Below are 15102 nucleotides of genomic sequence, written 5' to 3'. Positions count from 1 at the left end.
GGCGCATGCAGCCCGCCGGCAGTTCAGCGCCTGGACGGGGTGCTCAGACCTGGTCGTGCGACAAGGCGTGCAGGCGACCTTCGCGCAGTTCCAGCACGCGGTCCAGCTTGCGTGCCAGGCTGCGGTCGTGGGTCACCAGCACCAGACTGGTGTGGTGGGCGCGGTTGAGCTCCAGCATCAGGTCGAACACGGTCGCGGCGGTCTTGTCGTCCAGGTTGCCGGTGGGCTCGTCGCCCAGCACGCAGGCCGGCCGGTTGACCAGCGCGCGGGCCACGGCGGCGCGCTGGCGCTCGCCACCAGACAGCTCGCTGGGCTTGTGCTCCAGGCGGTGGCCCAGGCCGACCGACTCCAGCAGCGAACGGGCGCGCGCCTGTGCATCGGCCACGTCCGCACCGCCCAGCAGCACCGGCATCATCACGTTCTCCAACGCGGTGAATTCGGGCAGCAGGTGATGGAACTGGTACACGAAGCCCAGCGTGCGGTTGCGCAGGCTGCCGCGCGCTGCATCGGAGAGCTGCGACATGCGCACGCCAGCCACCAGCACCTCGCCCGCCGTGGGCAGGTCCAGGCCACCAAGCAGATGCAGCAGGGTGCTCTTGCCGGCACCGGAGGCGCCAATGATCGCGACCGTCTCGCCGGTGTTGACGCTCAGGTCCAGGCCATCGAAGACCGGGGTCTGCATGCGCCCTTCCGAATAGGTCTTGCCCAGGCGCTCGGCGCGGAGCACTTCCTGGCCGCGGACGCTCACGTCATGCCCGATCACATCATTCATAACGCAGGGCCTCCGCCGGCTGGGTGCGGGCAGCGCGCCACGCGGGATACAACGTCGCCAGGAAGCTCATGACCAGTGCGACCACCGTGATGATGATGATGTCCGGCGCCTGCATGTCGGTGGGCAGGCCGGTGATGTAGTAGACGTCCTCGGGCAGCAGCTTGACGTTGAACACCGTCTCGATCGCACCGAGGATGCGTTCGAGATTCAAGGTCAGGGTGATGCCGCCGATCACGCCCATCACGGTACCGAAGATGCCGATCAGCGAGCCCTGCACCATGAAGACCTGCATCACCCCGCCCGGGGTCAGGCCAAGCGTGCGCAGGATCGCGATGTCGGCCTGCTTGTCGGTGACCAGCATCACCTGCGAGGACACCAGGTTGAAGGCCCCCATCGCGATGATCAGCGACAGCAGGATGCCCATCACCACTTTTTCCATGCGCAGCGAGTGGTACAGGTTGGCGTTCTGCTGGGTCCAGTCGCTGACCCGGTAGGCCCCGTGCAGCGCATGCGCCAGATCCAGGCCGACATCCAGCGCCTTGTCCATGTCGTGCAGCTTCAGGCGCACGCCGGTCGCGCCATCGATGCGCAGGACACGCTCCAGGTCGCTCATGTTGGCGTAGGCCACGCCGCGGTCGATCTCGTTGTAGCCGGCCTCGAAGATGCCGCTGACGGTGAAGCGCTTCAGCCGCGGCATCGCGCCCATCGGCGTGCCCTGCACTTCGGCCAGCGTCACCACCACGGTGTCGCCGACATCCACGCCGAGCCAGATGGCCAGTTCACTGCCCAGCAGCAGGTTGTAGCTGCCGGGGGTCAGGCTGTCGTAGCTGCCGCGCTTGAGCTTCTGATTGATGACCGAGACCGTGGGCTCCAGCGCCGGGTCGATGCCCTGCACGATCGCGCCCTGCACGCGTGGACCGCTCAGCATGGCCTGGATCTCGATGTACGGCGCGGCACCGGCCACGCGCGGGTCCTTCATGGCCAGATCCACCGACCGCTGCCAGTCGGCCATCGGCGCGCCGTCGCTGGTGATGGTGGTATGTGCGGACATCTGCAGCAGGCGGTCGCGGATCTCCTTCTGGAAGCCGCTCATCACCGCCAGGGTGGTGATCAGCACGGTCACGCCCAGCGCGATGCCAAGGATGGACGCCATCGAGATGAAGGAGATGAAGCCGTTGCGACGTTTGGCGCGCAGGTAACGCAGGCCGATTGCGACAGGTATGGGTTTGAACATGCAGGTGTGCCGGACAATTCAGGCTATGGTGCCATTGCGCGACGTGAACGGGAAATGCAGCGGGTGCCGACGGCCAGTCGCAGTTCACGTCGCTGCGCCGCCGACAGGGTATCGGGCCAGAACAGCAGTGCGTGCCGGCGCCACCCCTGCCGCCAGCGAAGCTGGACCAGCGGTCCCCGGAACCGCACCACGAAGGCCTCGACCGGCCTGCCGTCCACCATGACGGCCGCCTCGCCAGGCGGAACAAGCAGGTGCCGGGTACGCCGACGGACCTGACCTGCCGCTTCGACAAGGGACGCCATCACGACCGTCCCGGCCACCCACTGCCAGTGCGGCGACGGCAGATCGCTCATCGACAGCGCCCAGGGCACCAGCATCGCCAGCAGGACCTGCACGCGGCATTGCCTGCGCGAGGGCCGCCATTCAAGCCGGCAGGGCGCGGATCCTGGCGATGAGCGCGGCCGGCTCGGCATGGGGGCACTCCTCGTAGCCCATGAACCACCGCCACAGCCTATCGTCCTCGCATTCCAGCAGGAACAGGAAAACCTCGCGCTCTGCAGTCGGCGCACCGGCCCATTCGCGGTCAAGGTAACGCTCGAACAGCTGGTCCAGCTCACGCATGCCGCGGCGGCAGCGCCAGCGCAGCTTTTTCAGCAGGGTTGCTTCATCCATCGGTGTGGCTCCTTGAACGGCAAGGCCTTAAACGGTAAAGCCGAGCATGGCTCGGCTTTACCTTTTCGGTTCAGCCGGGCAGAGCCCGGCGCTACGGAGCCGCGGGCAGAGCCCGGCGCTACGGAGCCGCGGGCTGAGCCCGGCGCTACGTCAGGCGCGGCGCGCCATCATCAGCTTCTTGATCTCGGCGATGGCCAAGGCCGGGTTCAGGCCCTTCGGGCAGGTCCGGGCGCAGTTCATGATGGTGTGGCAGCGGTACAGCTTGAACGGATCTTCCAGGTCGTCCAGACGCGCCCCGGTGTCCTCGTCGCGCGAATCGACGATCCAGCGGTAGGCCTGCAGGAGGATCGCCGGGCCCAGGTAACGCTCACCGTTCCACCAGTAGCTCGGGCAGCTGGTCGAGCAGCAGGCGCACAGAATGCACTCGTACAGCCCGTCCAGCTTCTTGCGGTCTTCCGGCGACTGCAGGCGCTCGCGATCCGGCGGCGGTGGGGTCTGGGTGCGGATCCACGGCTTGATCGACGCGTACTGCGCGTAGAAGTGGGTCAGGTCCGGCACCAGATCCTTGACCACGCTCATGTGCGGCAGCGGGTAGATCGGCACTTCGGCCTTGCCGCAGTCAGCGATGGCGCGGGTGCAGGCCAGCGTGTTGGTGCCATCGATGTTCATCGCGCACGAACCGCAGATGCCCTCGCGGCACGAACGACGGAAGGTCAGGGTCGGATCGATCTCGTTCTTGATCTTGATCAGCGCGTCCAGAACCATCGGGCCGCACGCGTCCAGATCGATCTCGTAGGTATCGGTACGCGGGTTGCTGTCGTCGTCGGGATTCCAGCGGTAGATCTTGAACGTACGGGTGTTCTTCGCGCCGCTCTTGGCGGGGAAGTGCTTGCCCTTTCCGATCTTGGAATTCTTGGGGAGGGAAAACTCGGCCATGGCTGTTCTCGTTGGCTCAGGCGGCTCGCGCTGCGATGCAGGCGCGGCTAGCACGGAAGATGAGGAAGTCGACACCGCCGGCCCGCAGCGCGCGCACCACCCCACCCGTGTGGGCGGAGGAAGTGGCAGGCACTGCGTGGCCGGAGGTCATGCCGAAGGTCGCTTAGTAGACGCGCGGCTTGGGCGGGACCACGTCCACGTCCTTGCTCAGCGTGTACATGTGGACCGGACGGTAGTCGAACTCGCACTTGCCCTTCTCGTCGACGCTGACCAGCGTGTGCTTCTGCCAGTTGACGTCGTCGCGGTCCGGATAGTCTTCATGCGCGTGCGCGCCGCGGCTTTCCTTGCGCTGTTCGGCCGAGTTGATCGTCGCCACCGCGTTGAGCAGCAGGTTGTTCAGCTCGTAGGTTTCGATCAGGTCGGAGTTCCACACCAGCGAACGGTCGGAGACCTTGACGTCCTGGAAGGAGTCGAAGATCTCGGCCATCTTGCCGCAGCCTTCCTGCAGGGTCTTGCTGGTACGGAACACCGCCGCGTCGTTCTGCATGGTGCGCTGCATGCGGTCGCGGATGACCGAGGTCGGGGTGTCGCCGTTGGCGTAGCGCAGCTTGTCCAGCAGGCCGAGCGCCTTGTCGCAGGCGTCCGACGGCAGGGTCTTGTGCGACTGGCCCGGCTTGATGGTATCGGCGCAGCGGTTGGCCACCGCACGCCCGAACACCACCAGATCCAGCAGCGAGTTGGAGCCCAGGCGGTTGGCACCGTGCACCGACACGCAGGCTGCTTCGCCGATGGCGTACAGGCCCGGCACCACGGCATCGGGGTTGTCGCCAACCTTGCGCACGACTTCGCCGTGGTAGTTGGTCGGGATGCCACCCATGTTGTAGTGCACGGTCGGGATGACCGGAATCGGCTGCTTGTGCACGTCGACGCCGGCGAAGATGCGCGCGCTTTCGGCGATGCCCGGCAGCTTGTCGTCGATCACGCCCGGGCCGAGGTGGGTCAGGTCGAGCAGGATGTGGTCCTTGTGCTCGCCGACGCCGCGGCCTTCGCGGATTTCGATGGTCATCGAACGCGACACCACGTCGCGCGAGGCCAGGTCCTTGTAGTGCGGTGCGTAGCGCTCCATGAAGCGCTCACCGTTGCTGTTGCGCAGGATGCCGCCTTCGCCACGCACGCCTTCGGTGATCAGGCAGCCCGCGCCGTAGATGCCGGTCGGGTGGAACTGCACGAACTCCATGTCCTGCATCGGCAGGCCGGCGCGCATGACCAGACCGCCGCCGTCGCCGGTGCAGGTGTGGGCCGAGGTGGCGCTGAAATACGCGCGGCCGTAACCGCCGGTGGCCAGCACCACGCCGTGGGCGCGGAACAGGTGCAGCGAGCCGTCGGCCATGTCCAGGGCAAGCACGCCGCGGCACACACCTTCCTCATCGAAGATCAGGTCGAGCGCGAAGTACTCGATCATGAAGCGCGCGTTGTGCGCCAGCGACTGCTGGTACAGCGTGTGCAGCATGGCGTGCCCGGTGCGGTCGGCCGCGGCGCAGGTGCGCTGCGCGGACGGGCCTTCGCCGTACTTGGTGGTCATGCCACCGAACGGGCGCTGGTAGATCTTGCCCTCTTCGGTACGGCTGAACGGCACACCGTAGTGTTCCAGTTCGATGATGGCCGGAATCGCTTCGCGGCACATGTACTCGATGGCGTCCTGGTCACCCAGCCAATCCGAGCCCTTGATGGTGTCGAAGAAGTGGTAGCGCCAGTCGTCCTCGCCCATGTTGCCCAGCGCGGCGGAAATACCGCCCTGCGCGGCCACGGTGTGCGAGCGGGTCGGGAAGACCTTGGTCAGGCAGACGGTCTGCAGGCCCTTGGCGGCAAGACCGAACGTGGCGCGCAGACCGGCACCGCCGGCGCCGACCACGACCATGTCGTACTTGTGTTCCGTAATCTTGTAAGCGGACATCTAATCTGGATTCCTGTCTTGGTGCCTGGACTCAGGCAACGCCGAGCGCAATGCGGGCGACCGCAAAAACACTGACGATCGCGCCGAGCACGGCGATGAACTTCACCGTGGTCTGCAGCGCCAGGGCCAGCAGCGAGTTGTGGATGTAGTCTTCCAGCACGACCTGCAGGCCGAGCTGGGCGTGCCAGAACATCGCGACCAGGAAGCCGACCAGCAGGACCGCGTTCCACGGCTTGGACACCGCTTCGGTGGCGGTCACGTAATCGGCGCCGATCAGGCTCAGCACGAACACCAGGAACCAGATGGTCAGGCCGACCAGCGCGGTGGCGGTCAGGCGCTGCATCACGAAATGCTCGGTGCCGGTCTTGGCAGCGCCAAGGCCACGCACGTTCTTCAGCGGGGTACGGAACTTGTTCATGCGGTGGCTCCGGCGAACACATAGGCCCAGACCAGCGCGGTGATCACCAGGCTGGCGAAGACCGAGACCCAGCTGCTGCGCACAAAGGCGGGAATGGAGAAGCCGATCGCGAAGTCCTGCACGATGTGGCGGATGCCATTGCACAGGTGGTAGGCAAAGGACCACGTCCATGCGAACAGGAACAGCTTGCCGTACCAGCTGCCGGCATGGCCGGTGAAGCAGTTCCAGGATTCAGGGCCCATCATCAGGGCGAGCAGGCCGCCCGCAATGATCAGGGCTCCAACAGACAGAAAGATGCCGGTGGCTCGATGCAGGATCGAGGTGGCCATCTGAATCTGCCAGCGATACACCTGAAGGTGCGGGGAAAGGGGACGTTCTCTGGCGGCCATTCGCTGGGCTCGTTGTCTCGGCTGGGCGGCGCAATGCCGCGTTGGCTCAATGCTGATCAAAAATCGATGCAGCGTCCGTTTTTCTCCCAGTCTCCATACCGCACCGGATCAAGTCCGCCGCGGCCACCAATCTCCACGGGCACCGCGGGGGTCTCGGGAAGCGGCTGCTTCTGCTCGACCTGCGGGGCTGGGGAGTCGGATTCTGGAGTGGGGGTTGTTTGGCCTATCATGGGTGGTCTCGCAACGCACAAATTTTAGACCCCGTTCACGTGCCTGACAACCTGCCCCCTGCTTTCGTCGGATATCCGGCCCTCTCCGGTCACCAGCTGCTCAGCCTGGAAGGCCCCGATGCGGCCGCATTCGCGCATGCCCAGTTCGCCAGCGACGTCACTGCCCTGCCCCTGCGGCATTGGCAGTGGAGCGCCTGGCTGAGCGCCAAAGGCCGCACCATTGCTGTGTTTCAGCTGATCCGCCTGGACCAGACGCAGGTGGTGCTGGTGCTCGCCGACGGCGATGCCGATGCGATTGCGTCGCAGTTGCAGCGCTTCGTGTTCCGCCGCAAGGTGAAACTGACGGTGCGTACCGATCTGGGCGTGGCCGGCAGCTTCACTGCGCCGGAAGCCGCCTCCGGCGCCGCCATCGCGGTGCTCGGCGAGACGCTCGAACTGGATGTGGGCAGCGATGCCCTGCCCCGGACACTGCGCATCGCCGCCTTGGACGACACGGTGCTGGCCGATGACCCGGCATTCGCGCTCGCCTGGCGCCAGGCCGATCTGCGCTACGGCGTGCCGCGCCTGGACGTCGATCAACGCGAACAGTGGACGCCGCAGCAGCTGGGCCTGGATCGACTGAACGGCTACAGCGTCAAGAAGGGCTGCTATCCCGGCCAGGAAATCGTGGCGCGCACGCATTTCCTCGGCAAGGCCAAGCGGGCGCTGCAGCTGCTGCGGGTGGGCGCCGGCATCACCAGCGGCGCGCAGGTCCAGCAGAATGGCGCGGCGATCGGCACCGTGGTCAGCGTGGCTGGCGAACTGGCGCTGGCCGTGCTGCCGCTGGAGATCGCCAGCGATCCGCTGGAGATCGGCGGCGTGGAAGCGGCCTCGCTGCCCCTGCTGGACGGCCTGGCGCGGTAAGTGCGTGGACCCGGCCCTCGGCCGGCGTCCCCGTCATCCGTGCTGCTGACCGGCCAAGGCGGGGTGGGTGCGGACCCTTGGTCCGCCCACCTGAGGCCTCAGGCGTCGTGGTTCAACCGCTCGCCGGTCTCCGCATCGAAGAAGTGCAGCCCCTTCGGCTGTATCGCCACGCGGATCGACTCGCCGACCTGCGGCAGGGCCTGCGGCGCCACGCGCATCACCAACGGCTGGCCGCCACTGGTCATGTTCACGAAGATCTCGTTGCCCACCGGCTCGATGCCGTCGATGGTCGCCTCGAAGCCCGTCGCATCCTCGGCCGCGGCCGGCTGCAGATGCTCCGGACGCACGCCCACGGCGATGGTCCGGCCGATCCAGCCCGCATCGACTGACGCCTGGCCCAGCGGTGCGGTCAGCGCCGCCTCCTGCACGACCACGCCGCGGTCATTGCGCTGCAGGGTGCCGCGCAGCACGTTCATCGCCGGGCTGCCCAGGAAGCCGGCCACAAACAGGTTGGCCGGGCGGTCGTAGAGCGCCATCGGCGTATCGATCTGCTGGATGATGCCGTCCTTGAGCACCACGATGCGCTGGCCCAGCGTCATCGCTTCCACCTGGTCGTGGGTGACGTAGATCATCGTCGTGCCCAGCTTGCGATGCAGCTGCGCGATCTCGGTACGCACACTGTGACGCAGCTTGGCATCCAGATTGGAGAGCGGCTCGTCCAGCAGGAACACCGCCGGCTCGCGCACCAGCGCGCGACCCAGCGCAACGCGCTGGCGCTGGCCGCCGGACATCGCCTTGGGCAGCTTGTCGAGCATCTCGGTCAGGCCCAGCGTCTGCGCCGCCTCGTTGACCCGCCTGCTGATCGTGGCCTTGTCGTGACCGCGCAGCTTCAGGCCGAAGGCGAGGTTCTCGGCCACGGTCATATGCGGATACAACGCATAGCTCTGGAACACCATTGCGATATCGCGATCCTTCGGCGCCACATCGTTGACCACGCGGTCGCCGATGGTCAGCGTACCGCCGCTGATCTCCTCCAGCCCGGCGACCATGCGCAGCAAGGTCGACTTGCCGCAGCCGGACGGCCCGACCAGCACCATCAGTTCGCCATCGGCCACCTCGAAGGTCGCGCCCTGCACGGCCACCTGACCGTTGTCGTAGACCTTGCGAACCCCCTGCAACTGCACTTTTGCCATATCACCATTCCAGTCCGCCCGGACTCCGGGCTGTTATGCGGAACTGCCCTCGGCCCTCCCGATGGCAGGTCGATGGCGTGGTGCCGCATGACGGCGACCACTGCAATCGAATACAGTCTGCGCATTCTGCCATGTAAACGTTTTCACGTGGCACTATCCGATGGTCGGCAACGACGTCGGCGCCAGCGGGGCGGTTTCCTCCCCTGCGCGCCGGGTCGTCAGGCCGTCACGCCAGGCCCGTCGGGTGGACGATGCCGCGATCGCAACATGCGGTCAACGTACCCACCCGTACCCCCGAGAACATAGACGAGAAGCGATTGACAACGATGTCACCCGGATCTGAAACTCGAGCGATGCACGACACCCTCTTCCTGTTTGGCGCCACAGGCGATCTGGCCCAGCGTTATCTGTTCCCCTCGCTGCTGCGACTGCTCGGCGACGGCCTGCTCCCCGAAGACTTCAAGGTCCGTGCGCTGGCGCTGTCGCCGCACGACACCGAGGCCTTCCGCGAAATCCTGCGGCCGCGCCTGCAGCAGGCCATGCCGATGGCCAGCCAGGAGGACATCCAGTCGCTGCTGCAGCGCATCGACTACCGTTCGGTGGACCTGCGCGACCCACAGTCCGTCGCCGACTCGGTGCGCGATCTGGTCAACCGCCGCTGCGTGAGCTACCTGGCGATCCCGCCGGGCCTGTACATCTCCACCTGCGAAGGCCTGGCCCTGGGCGGCGCGCTGGCGGCGCCGCACCGGCTGATGCTCGAGAAGCCGATCGGCAGCGACAGCGCCAGCGCCGAGGAGATCATCTCCACCATCGGCCAGTGGATCGACGAAGACCGCGTGTTCCGCCTGGACCACTACCTGGGCAAGGCAGCAGTGCAGAACCTGATCGCGCTGCGCTTCGGCAACACGCTGCTGGAAGCGGTCTGGAACCGCAATTACATCGAGTCGGTGCACATCCTGGTGGCCGAGAGCGAGGGCGTGGACGGCCGCGATGCGTATTACGCCCGCTCCGGTGCGCTGCGCGACATGGTCCAGAGCCACATTCTGCAGCTGCTCTGCCTGGTGGCGATGGAGCCGCCGGCGTCGCTGGAAGCCGACCGCATCCGCGACGAGAAAGTCAAAGTGCTGCGCTCCCTGCGCCCCCTGGATGCCACGCACGCCGCGCGCGACAGCGTCCGCGGCCGCTACACCGCCGGCACCATCAACGGCCAGCCCGCGCAGGCCTACCAGCCGCCGGAAGGCAGCGACGTGGAAACCTTTGCCGGGGTCACCGCGCACATCGACAACTGGCGCTGGTCCGGGGTGCCGTTCCATCTGGTCACCGGCAAGCGCCTGGCCGAGCGCACCACCCGCGTGGTGGTCACGCTCAAGCCGGTCACGCACTGGCTGTTCGAGCGCCCGGACCGCGGCAATGCCACGCCCAACCGCATTACCTTCCAGCTGCAGCCGCAGGAGAACATCGAGCTCGGCCTGATGAGCAGCCTGGCCGGCCCGGAATGGGGCGCGCTGGAACTGCACCCGCTGGAGCTGGAGCTGTCGGTACCCACGGGCCTGCACCGCCGCATCGCCTACGAACGGCTGTTCCTGGACGCCTTCAACGGCAACCACGCGCTGTTCGTGCGCGACGATGAAGTGCGCGCCGCCTGGGCCTGGATCGACAGCGTCAGCGATGCCTGGAAAGCCGCGGCCCTGCCGCTGCAGCCCTACCCCGCCGGCCAGTGGGGCCCGGAGGAGGCAATCGGCTTCCTGCCTGCCGACGTGGACGCCGATGCCGGCAAGGATCGCGCATGAGCCGGGCGTCACAACCGGTGCTGGTCGCCGATATCGGGGGCACCAATGCCCGTTTCGCGCTGGCCGACACGGCGCAGGCCGCGCCGCTGCAGCAGGACAGCATCCGCGAGTTCGTGGTCGCCGATTTCCCGTCGCTCGGCGATGCGGCGCGCCACTATCTGGACCAGATCGGCGCCGAGGCGCGCCGCGGCGTGTTCGCCGTGGCCGGCCGCGTGGATGGCGATGAGGCGCGCATCACCAATCATCCGTGGGTGATCTCGCGTGCGCGTACCGCCCACATGCTCGGCTTCGACGAACTGCACCTGATCAACGACTTCGCCGCCCAGGCGATGGCGATCTCGCTGCTGCAGCCGCAGGACGTGGTCCAGGTCGGTGGCGCCGCATGGGTGCCGGGCAAGCCCGGCCAGCCGCGCAACTATGCGGTGATCGGCCCGGGCACCGGGCTCGGCGTGGGCGGGTTGATCCTGCGCCACGGCCGCTGCTATCCGCTGGAAACCGAAGGTGGCCATGTCAGCTTCCCGCCGGGCACGCCTGAAGAAATCCGCATCCTGGAAATCCTCTCCGAACAGTTCGGCCGCGTCTCCAACGAGCGCCTGATCTGCGGGCCGGGACTGGTCAACATCCATCGCGCCGTGTGCGAGATGGCCGACATCGACCCCGGTCAGCTGCAACCGGTGGACGTCACCGCGCGCGCGTTGCATGGCGATCCGCAGGCAATGCGTACTGTGGACGTGTTCTGCGCCGTGTTCGGCGCCATCGCCGGCGACCTGGTGTTGATCCAGGGCGCGTGGGACGGCGTGTTCCTGACCGGCGGGCTGGTGCCGAAGATGCTGGACTCACTGCAGCACTCCGGTTTCCGCCAGCGTTTCGAGCACAAGGGACGCTTCTCCTCGATCATGGCCCGGGTGCCGTCGCTGGCGGTGATGCACCCGCACGCCGGCCTGCTCGGCGCCGCCGCCTACGCCGCAGACGCCGAGCGCGATCTGCAGGGAGCTGCCGCATGACCGCGCTGGACACGCAGGACCGTTTCACCCTGATCCGCCACGGCGACGCCGACGCCTGGATCGAGGCCGTGGCCGCAGAGATGGCCCAGCTCCTCAACCAGGAGATCACCGCGTTCGGCCGTGCGCGCATGCTGCTGTCCGGCGGGACCACGCCAGCGCCGGTCTACCAGGCACTGGCCGAGCTGGACGTGCACTGGGATCGCGTCGAGGTCAGCCTGGTCGATGAGCGCTGGCTGTCCCCGCAGGACCGCGACAGCAATGCCTGGCTGGTGCGCGAGAGCTTCCTCACGCGTGCCGAAGGCGCCCATTTCGACCCACTGGTGCGGGTGGGCAAGCCGCTGGCCGAATGCGTGTACACCGCCAACCTGCAGGCGCAGCACAGCCAGCGGCCGTGTCTGAGTGTGCTGGGGATGGGCAACGACGGCCACACCGCCTCGCTGTTTCCCGGTTCCCGCGACCTGGCCCGCGCCGTGGACAGCACCCTGCCCTATGCGGCGCTGGATGCCACCGGCTGCCCGGGCGCCAACCAGTGGCCACTGCGCATCACCCTGACCCCGCACGGGCTCGGCCAGAGCCGGCAGCGTCTGCTGCTGCTGCGCGGCAAGCAGAAGCTGGACGTGCTGCGCCAGGCGCTGGACAGCAACAATCCGCACCTCTATCCCATTCTCAACGCGATCGACATCGGCGGCACCAAGCTGCGCGTGCACTGGTGCGACTGACCTCGCCCCGGTGGTATTCCGTTCGCCTTCTCATAGCCGGTAGCCAATGAGCCTGCATCCCAAACTCCATGCCATCACCGAACGCATCGTCCAGCGCAGCGCCGCCTCGCGCGCCGCCTACCTGGCCGGCATCGACGCCGCGCTGCGCGACGGTCCGTTCCGTTCGCGCCTGAGCTGCGGCAACCTCGCCCACGGCTTCGCGGCCTGCGGCCCCACCGACAAGAGCCGCCTGCGCGGCGGGGTGACGCCGAACCTGGGCATCATCACCGCCTACAACGACATGCTGTCGGCGCACCAGCCGTTCGAGCGTTATCCGGACATCCTGCGCGACACCGCCCGCGAGCTCGGCGCCACTGCACAGGTGGCCGGTGGTGTGCCGGCGATGTGCGATGGCGTCACCCAGGGCCGCGGCGGCATGGAACTGTCGCTGTTCTCGCGTGATGTGATCGCACAGTCGACCGCGATCGGGCTGAGCCACGACATGTTCGATGCCACCGTGTACCTCGGTGTCTGCGACAAGATCGTGCCGGGCCTGCTGATTGGCGCGCTGGCCTTCGGCCATCTGCCGGCGATCTTCCTGCCGGCCGGGCCGATGACGCCGGGCATTCCGAACAAGCAGAAGGCCGAAGTCCGCGAGCGCTACGCGGCCGGCCAGGCAACCCGCGAGGAGCTGCTGGAAGTGGAAGCGGCGTCCTATCACGGCGCAGGCACCTGCACGTTCTACGGCACGGCCAATTCCAATCAGACGCTGCTGGAAGCAATGGGCGTGCAGTTGCCCGGTGCGTCGTTCGTCAATCCGGATACGCCGCTGCGCGATGCACTGACCCGTCATGCGGGCGCGCGTGCGCTGGAGATCAGTGCGCTGGGCGACGACTTCCGTCCGCTGGGCCGCCTGATCGACGAGCGCGCGATCGTCAATGCCATCGTGACGCTGATGGCGACCGGTGGCTCGACCAACCACACGATCCACTGGATCGCCGTGGCACGTGCCGCCGGGATCGTGCTGACCTGGGACGACATGGACCAGCTGTCGCAGCTGATTCCGTTGCTGGCGCGGGTCTATCCGAACGGCGAAGCGGACGTGAACCGCTTCGCGGCGGCTGGCGGCACGGCGTTCGTGTTCCGCGAGCTGATGGATGCGGGGCTGATGCATGCGGACCTGGACACGGTGGCGGTCGGCGGGATGCGCCAGTACGGGCAGGAGCCGGCCCTGCGCGACGGCGCGCTGACCTGGATCGATGGCATCACCGAGAGCGCCGACACCGAGGTGGTGCGCGGGGTGGCCGACCCGTTCGAGGCACAGGGTGGCCTGCGCCTGCTGCGCGGCAATCTGGGGCGTTCGCTGATCAAGCTGTCGGCGGTGAAGCCGCAGTACCGCACGATCGAGGCGCCGGCGGTGGTGGTGGATGCGCCGCAGGTGCTGAACAAGCTGCACGCGGCCGGGATGCTGCCGCATGATTTCGTGGCGGTGGTGCGCTACCAGGGTCCGCGTGCGAACGGCATGCCGGAGCTGCACTCGCTGGCGCCCTTGCTGGGCCTGCTGCAGAACCAGGGCCGGCGCGTGGCGCTGGTGACCGACGGCCGTCTGTCCGGCGCGTCGGGCAAATTCCCGGCGGCGATCCACATGACGCCGGAGGCATCGCGCGGCGGTCCGCTGGCGCGCGTGCGCGAAGGCGACATCATCCGGATGGATGGCGAGGCAGGCACGCTGGACGTACTGGTTGATCCGGCCGAATGGGCGGCGCGCACGCTGGCGCCGAACACGGCACCGGCAGCGCACGATCTGGGCCGCAATCTGTTCGCGATGAACCGCCGCCTGGTGGGACCGGCCGACCAGGGCGCGATTTCGATCTCGTGTGGGCCGGCTGCCGCCGACGGCGACATCTGGAACTACGACGCGGAGTACGAGCTGGGGCACGACGCCGAGGCAGCGCTTGCGCCGCATGAGGCCAAGGACGCCTGACGGTTTATCGCCGAGCGCGGCGGTGGGGTTTCCGGGACACGCCGTGAACCCGCCACCTCTCGACAGATGGCGGCGCCTCACTGGCTGATTCGCGACCGTTACGCGATTCACCAACCGCCTCACGACACAGTGCGGCGCTTTGTTGGCGTCGGCCAATTCGGTAGCGCCGGCCTCTGGCCGGCCTTTGGGGTCTCCGGCCAACACCTGGTCGACCCGATCAACAGGAAGACATTTTCATGAGCATTGCCGAACACCAGAAACGCGCTGAATCCCTCCTCCACGCCGCCGGCATCCTGCCCGTCGTCACCGTGCACACCCTGGACCAGGCACGCGCGGTCAGTGCGGCGCTGCTGGAAGGCGGCCTGCCGGCGATCGAGCTGACGCTGCGCACGCCGATTGCGATGGAGGCACTGGCGATGCTCAAACGCGAGCTGCCGGACGTGGTGGTGGGCGCGGGCACGGTGTTGACCTTGGAGCAGATGCAGCAGTCGATCGATGCCGGCGCGGATTTCCTGGTGACGCCGGGAACGCCGGCGCCTATGGCCGATGCGCTTGCCGCGGCACCGTTGCCGGTGGTGCCGGGAGCGGCCTCGCCGACCGAAATGCTGGCGCTGTATGCACGCGGCTTCCGCGTCTGCAAGCTGTTCCCGGCCTCGGCGGTGGGCGGCCTGGCGATGATCAAGGGCCTGGCCGGTCCGATTCCGGACCTGAAGCTCTGCCCGACCGGCGGCATCACCGAAACCACCGCCGCAGAGTATCTGGAGCAGAAGAACGTGGTCTGCATCGGCGGCTCGTGGATGGTGCCGGGCAACTGGATCGACAACGGCGACTGGGACAAGGTGCGCGAGAGCGCGGCCCAGGCGGCGAAGATCGTGGCGCGCGTCAGCGCCAGGTGAGGCAACGGCGGCCGGGCATCGCCCCGCTG

General features: G+C 67.4%; 16 protein-coding genes. 6 read left to right on the top strand and 10 right to left on the bottom strand.

Annotation, left to right across the window (positions count from 1 at the left end; genetic code table 11):
• Nucleotides 1–43: 43 nt before the first annotated feature.
• The 9 genes from lolD to ACPEH8_RS02310 all read right to left on the bottom strand — a co-directional run bounded on the left by lolD (nucleotide 44) and on the right by ACPEH8_RS02310 (nucleotide 6605).
• Nucleotides 44–772 (bottom strand): lipoprotein-releasing ABC transporter ATP-binding protein LolD, encoded by a 729-nt coding sequence (gene lolD, locus ACPEH8_RS02350; protein WP_017355971.1) that lies wholly within the window; start codon nucleotides 770–772, stop codon nucleotides 44–46.
• Nucleotides 765–2006 (bottom strand): lipoprotein-releasing ABC transporter permease subunit, encoded by a 1242-nt coding sequence (locus ACPEH8_RS02345; RefSeq protein ID WP_017355970.1) that lies wholly within the window; start codon nucleotides 2004–2006, stop codon nucleotides 765–767. Before ACPEH8_RS02345 ends, lolD begins: the two co-directional genes overlap by 8 nt.
• 23 nt (nucleotides 2007–2029) lie before the next feature.
• Nucleotides 2030–2401 carry a hypothetical protein gene (locus tag ACPEH8_RS02340; protein ID WP_423665917.1) on the bottom strand — a complete coding sequence of 124 codons (372 nt, stop codon included), beginning with the start codon at nucleotides 2399–2401 and terminating at the stop codon, nucleotides 2030–2032.
• A gap of 28 nt (nucleotides 2402–2429) precedes the next feature.
• Complete coding sequence (locus tag ACPEH8_RS02335) at nucleotides 2430–2678, bottom strand: succinate dehydrogenase assembly factor 2 (RefSeq protein WP_017355968.1); 249 nt, start codon at nucleotides 2676–2678, stop codon at nucleotides 2430–2432.
• Between the two features lie 150 nt (nucleotides 2679–2828).
• Entirely contained in the window at nucleotides 2829–3614 is a 786-nt protein-coding gene (locus ACPEH8_RS02330; RefSeq protein ID WP_017355967.1) for a succinate dehydrogenase iron-sulfur subunit, read from the bottom strand.
• 163 nt (nucleotides 3615–3777) lie between these two features.
• Nucleotides 3778–5568, bottom strand: coding sequence for a succinate dehydrogenase flavoprotein subunit (gene sdhA / locus ACPEH8_RS02325; RefSeq protein ID WP_017355966.1), 1791 nt, complete (start codon nucleotides 5566–5568; stop codon nucleotides 3778–3780).
• 31 nt (nucleotides 5569–5599) lie between these two features.
• Nucleotides 5600–5986, bottom strand: a complete 387-nt coding sequence (sdhD, locus tag ACPEH8_RS02320) for a succinate dehydrogenase, hydrophobic membrane anchor protein (protein ID WP_136005859.1) — start codon at nucleotides 5984–5986, stop codon at nucleotides 5600–5602.
• The gene (gene sdhC, locus ACPEH8_RS02315) at nucleotides 5983–6375 is read right to left on the bottom strand and encodes a succinate dehydrogenase, cytochrome b556 subunit (RefSeq protein WP_017355964.1); all 393 of its coding nucleotides are present in this window, start codon (nucleotides 6373–6375) and stop codon (nucleotides 5983–5985) included. Before sdhC ends, sdhD begins: the two co-directional genes overlap by 4 nt.
• A gap of 56 nt (nucleotides 6376–6431) precedes the next feature.
• Nucleotides 6432–6605, bottom strand: a complete 174-nt coding sequence (locus tag ACPEH8_RS02310) for a DUF1674 domain-containing protein (protein ID WP_082316384.1) — start codon at nucleotides 6603–6605, stop codon at nucleotides 6432–6434.
• Between the two features lie 39 nt (nucleotides 6606–6644).
• On the opposite strand from ACPEH8_RS02310, the gene ACPEH8_RS02305 reads away from it, so the two are divergent.
• Nucleotides 6645–7508 (top strand): YgfZ/GcvT domain-containing protein, encoded by an 864-nt coding sequence (locus ACPEH8_RS02305; protein ID WP_017355963.1) that lies wholly within the window; start codon nucleotides 6645–6647, stop codon nucleotides 7506–7508.
• 98 nt (nucleotides 7509–7606) lie between these two features.
• On the opposite strand, the gene ACPEH8_RS02300 is transcribed toward ACPEH8_RS02305, so the two are convergent.
• Nucleotides 7607–8701 carry an ABC transporter ATP-binding protein gene (locus ACPEH8_RS02300; protein WP_136005857.1) on the bottom strand — a complete coding sequence of 365 codons (1095 nt, stop codon included), beginning with the start codon at nucleotides 8699–8701 and terminating at the stop codon, nucleotides 7607–7609.
• A gap of 353 nt (nucleotides 8702–9054) precedes the next feature.
• Between ACPEH8_RS02300 and zwf the strand changes: the two genes are divergently transcribed.
• From zwf to ACPEH8_RS02275, 5 genes are all read left to right on the top strand, one after another.
• Nucleotides 9055–10491, top strand: coding sequence for a glucose-6-phosphate dehydrogenase (gene zwf, locus ACPEH8_RS02295; protein ID WP_017355961.1), 1437 nt, complete (start codon nucleotides 9055–9057; stop codon nucleotides 10489–10491).
• Nucleotides 10488–11495, top strand: a complete 1008-nt coding sequence (gene glk / locus ACPEH8_RS02290; protein WP_136005855.1) for a glucokinase — start codon at nucleotides 10488–10490, stop codon at nucleotides 11493–11495. Before zwf ends, glk begins: the two co-directional genes overlap by 4 nt.
• Nucleotides 11492–12214 (top strand): 6-phosphogluconolactonase, encoded by a 723-nt coding sequence (pgl, locus tag ACPEH8_RS02285; protein ID WP_017355959.1) that lies wholly within the window; start codon nucleotides 11492–11494, stop codon nucleotides 12212–12214. The genes glk and pgl overlap by 4 nt, the downstream gene beginning before the upstream one ends.
• Before the next feature lie 46 nt (nucleotides 12215–12260).
• The gene (edd, locus tag ACPEH8_RS02280) at nucleotides 12261–14177 is read left to right on the top strand and encodes a phosphogluconate dehydratase (protein WP_017355958.1); all 1917 of its coding nucleotides are present in this window, start codon (nucleotides 12261–12263) and stop codon (nucleotides 14175–14177) included.
• A 236-nt stretch (nucleotides 14178–14413) separates the two neighbouring features.
• Complete coding sequence (locus ACPEH8_RS02275) at nucleotides 14414–15073, top strand: bifunctional 4-hydroxy-2-oxoglutarate aldolase/2-dehydro-3-deoxy-phosphogluconate aldolase (protein ID WP_423665915.1); 660 nt, start codon at nucleotides 14414–14416, stop codon at nucleotides 15071–15073.
• The last annotated feature ends 29 nt before the right edge of the window (nucleotides 15074–15102 follow it).

Source organism: Stenotrophomonas sp. NPDC077461 (genome assembly GCF_049545475.1).
GTDB classification, from domain to species: domain Bacteria; phylum Pseudomonadota; class Gammaproteobacteria; order Xanthomonadales; family Xanthomonadaceae; genus Stenotrophomonas; species Stenotrophomonas nematodicola.
Note: the sequence above shows the minus strand (reverse complement) of the source record. Positions and strands in the feature narration are given on the sequence as shown.

Bases quoted from the DNA above. Each gene is read 5' to 3' on its own strand.
- sdhA (WP_017355966.1), bottom strand. From the start codon at position 5,568: ATGTCCGCTTACAAGATTACGGAACACAAGTACGACATGGTCGTGGTC.
- pgl (WP_017355959.1), top strand. From the start codon at position 11,492: ATGACCGCGCTGGACACGCAGGACCGTTTCACCCTGATCCGCCACGGC.
- glk (WP_136005855.1), top strand. From the start codon at position 10,488: ATGAGCCGGGCGTCACAACCGGTGCTGGTCGCCGATATCGGGGGCACC.
- edd (WP_017355958.1), top strand. From the start codon at position 12,261: ATGAGCCTGCATCCCAAACTCCATGCCATCACCGAACGCATCGTCCAG.
- ACPEH8_RS02300 (WP_136005857.1), bottom strand. From the start codon at position 8,701: ATGGCAAAAGTGCAGTTGCAGGGGGTTCGCAAGGTCTACGACAACGGT.
- ACPEH8_RS02345 (WP_017355970.1), bottom strand. From the start codon at position 2,006: ATGTTCAAACCCATACCTGTCGCAATCGGCCTGCGTTACCTGCGCGCC.
- sdhD (WP_136005859.1), bottom strand. From the start codon at position 5,986: ATGAACAAGTTCCGTACCCCGCTGAAGAACGTGCGTGGCCTTGGCGCT.
- ACPEH8_RS02310 (WP_082316384.1), bottom strand. From the start codon at position 6,605: ATGATAGGCCAAACAACCCCCACTCCAGAATCCGACTCCCCAGCCCCG.
- sdhC (WP_017355964.1), bottom strand. From the start codon at position 6,375: ATGGCCGCCAGAGAACGTCCCCTTTCCCCGCACCTTCAGGTGTATCGC.
- ACPEH8_RS02335 (WP_017355968.1), bottom strand. From the start codon at position 2,678: ATGGATGAAGCAACCCTGCTGAAAAAGCTGCGCTGGCGCTGCCGCCGC.
- ACPEH8_RS02330 (WP_017355967.1), bottom strand. From the start codon at position 3,614: ATGGCCGAGTTTTCCCTCCCCAAGAATTCCAAGATCGGAAAGGGCAAG.
- zwf (WP_017355961.1), top strand. From the start codon at position 9,055: ATGCACGACACCCTCTTCCTGTTTGGCGCCACAGGCGATCTGGCCCAG.
- ACPEH8_RS02275 (WP_423665915.1), top strand. From the start codon at position 14,414: ATGAGCATTGCCGAACACCAGAAACGCGCTGAATCCCTCCTCCACGCC.
- lolD (WP_017355971.1), bottom strand. From the start codon at position 772: ATGAATGATGTGATCGGGCATGACGTGAGCGTCCGCGGCCAGGAAGTG.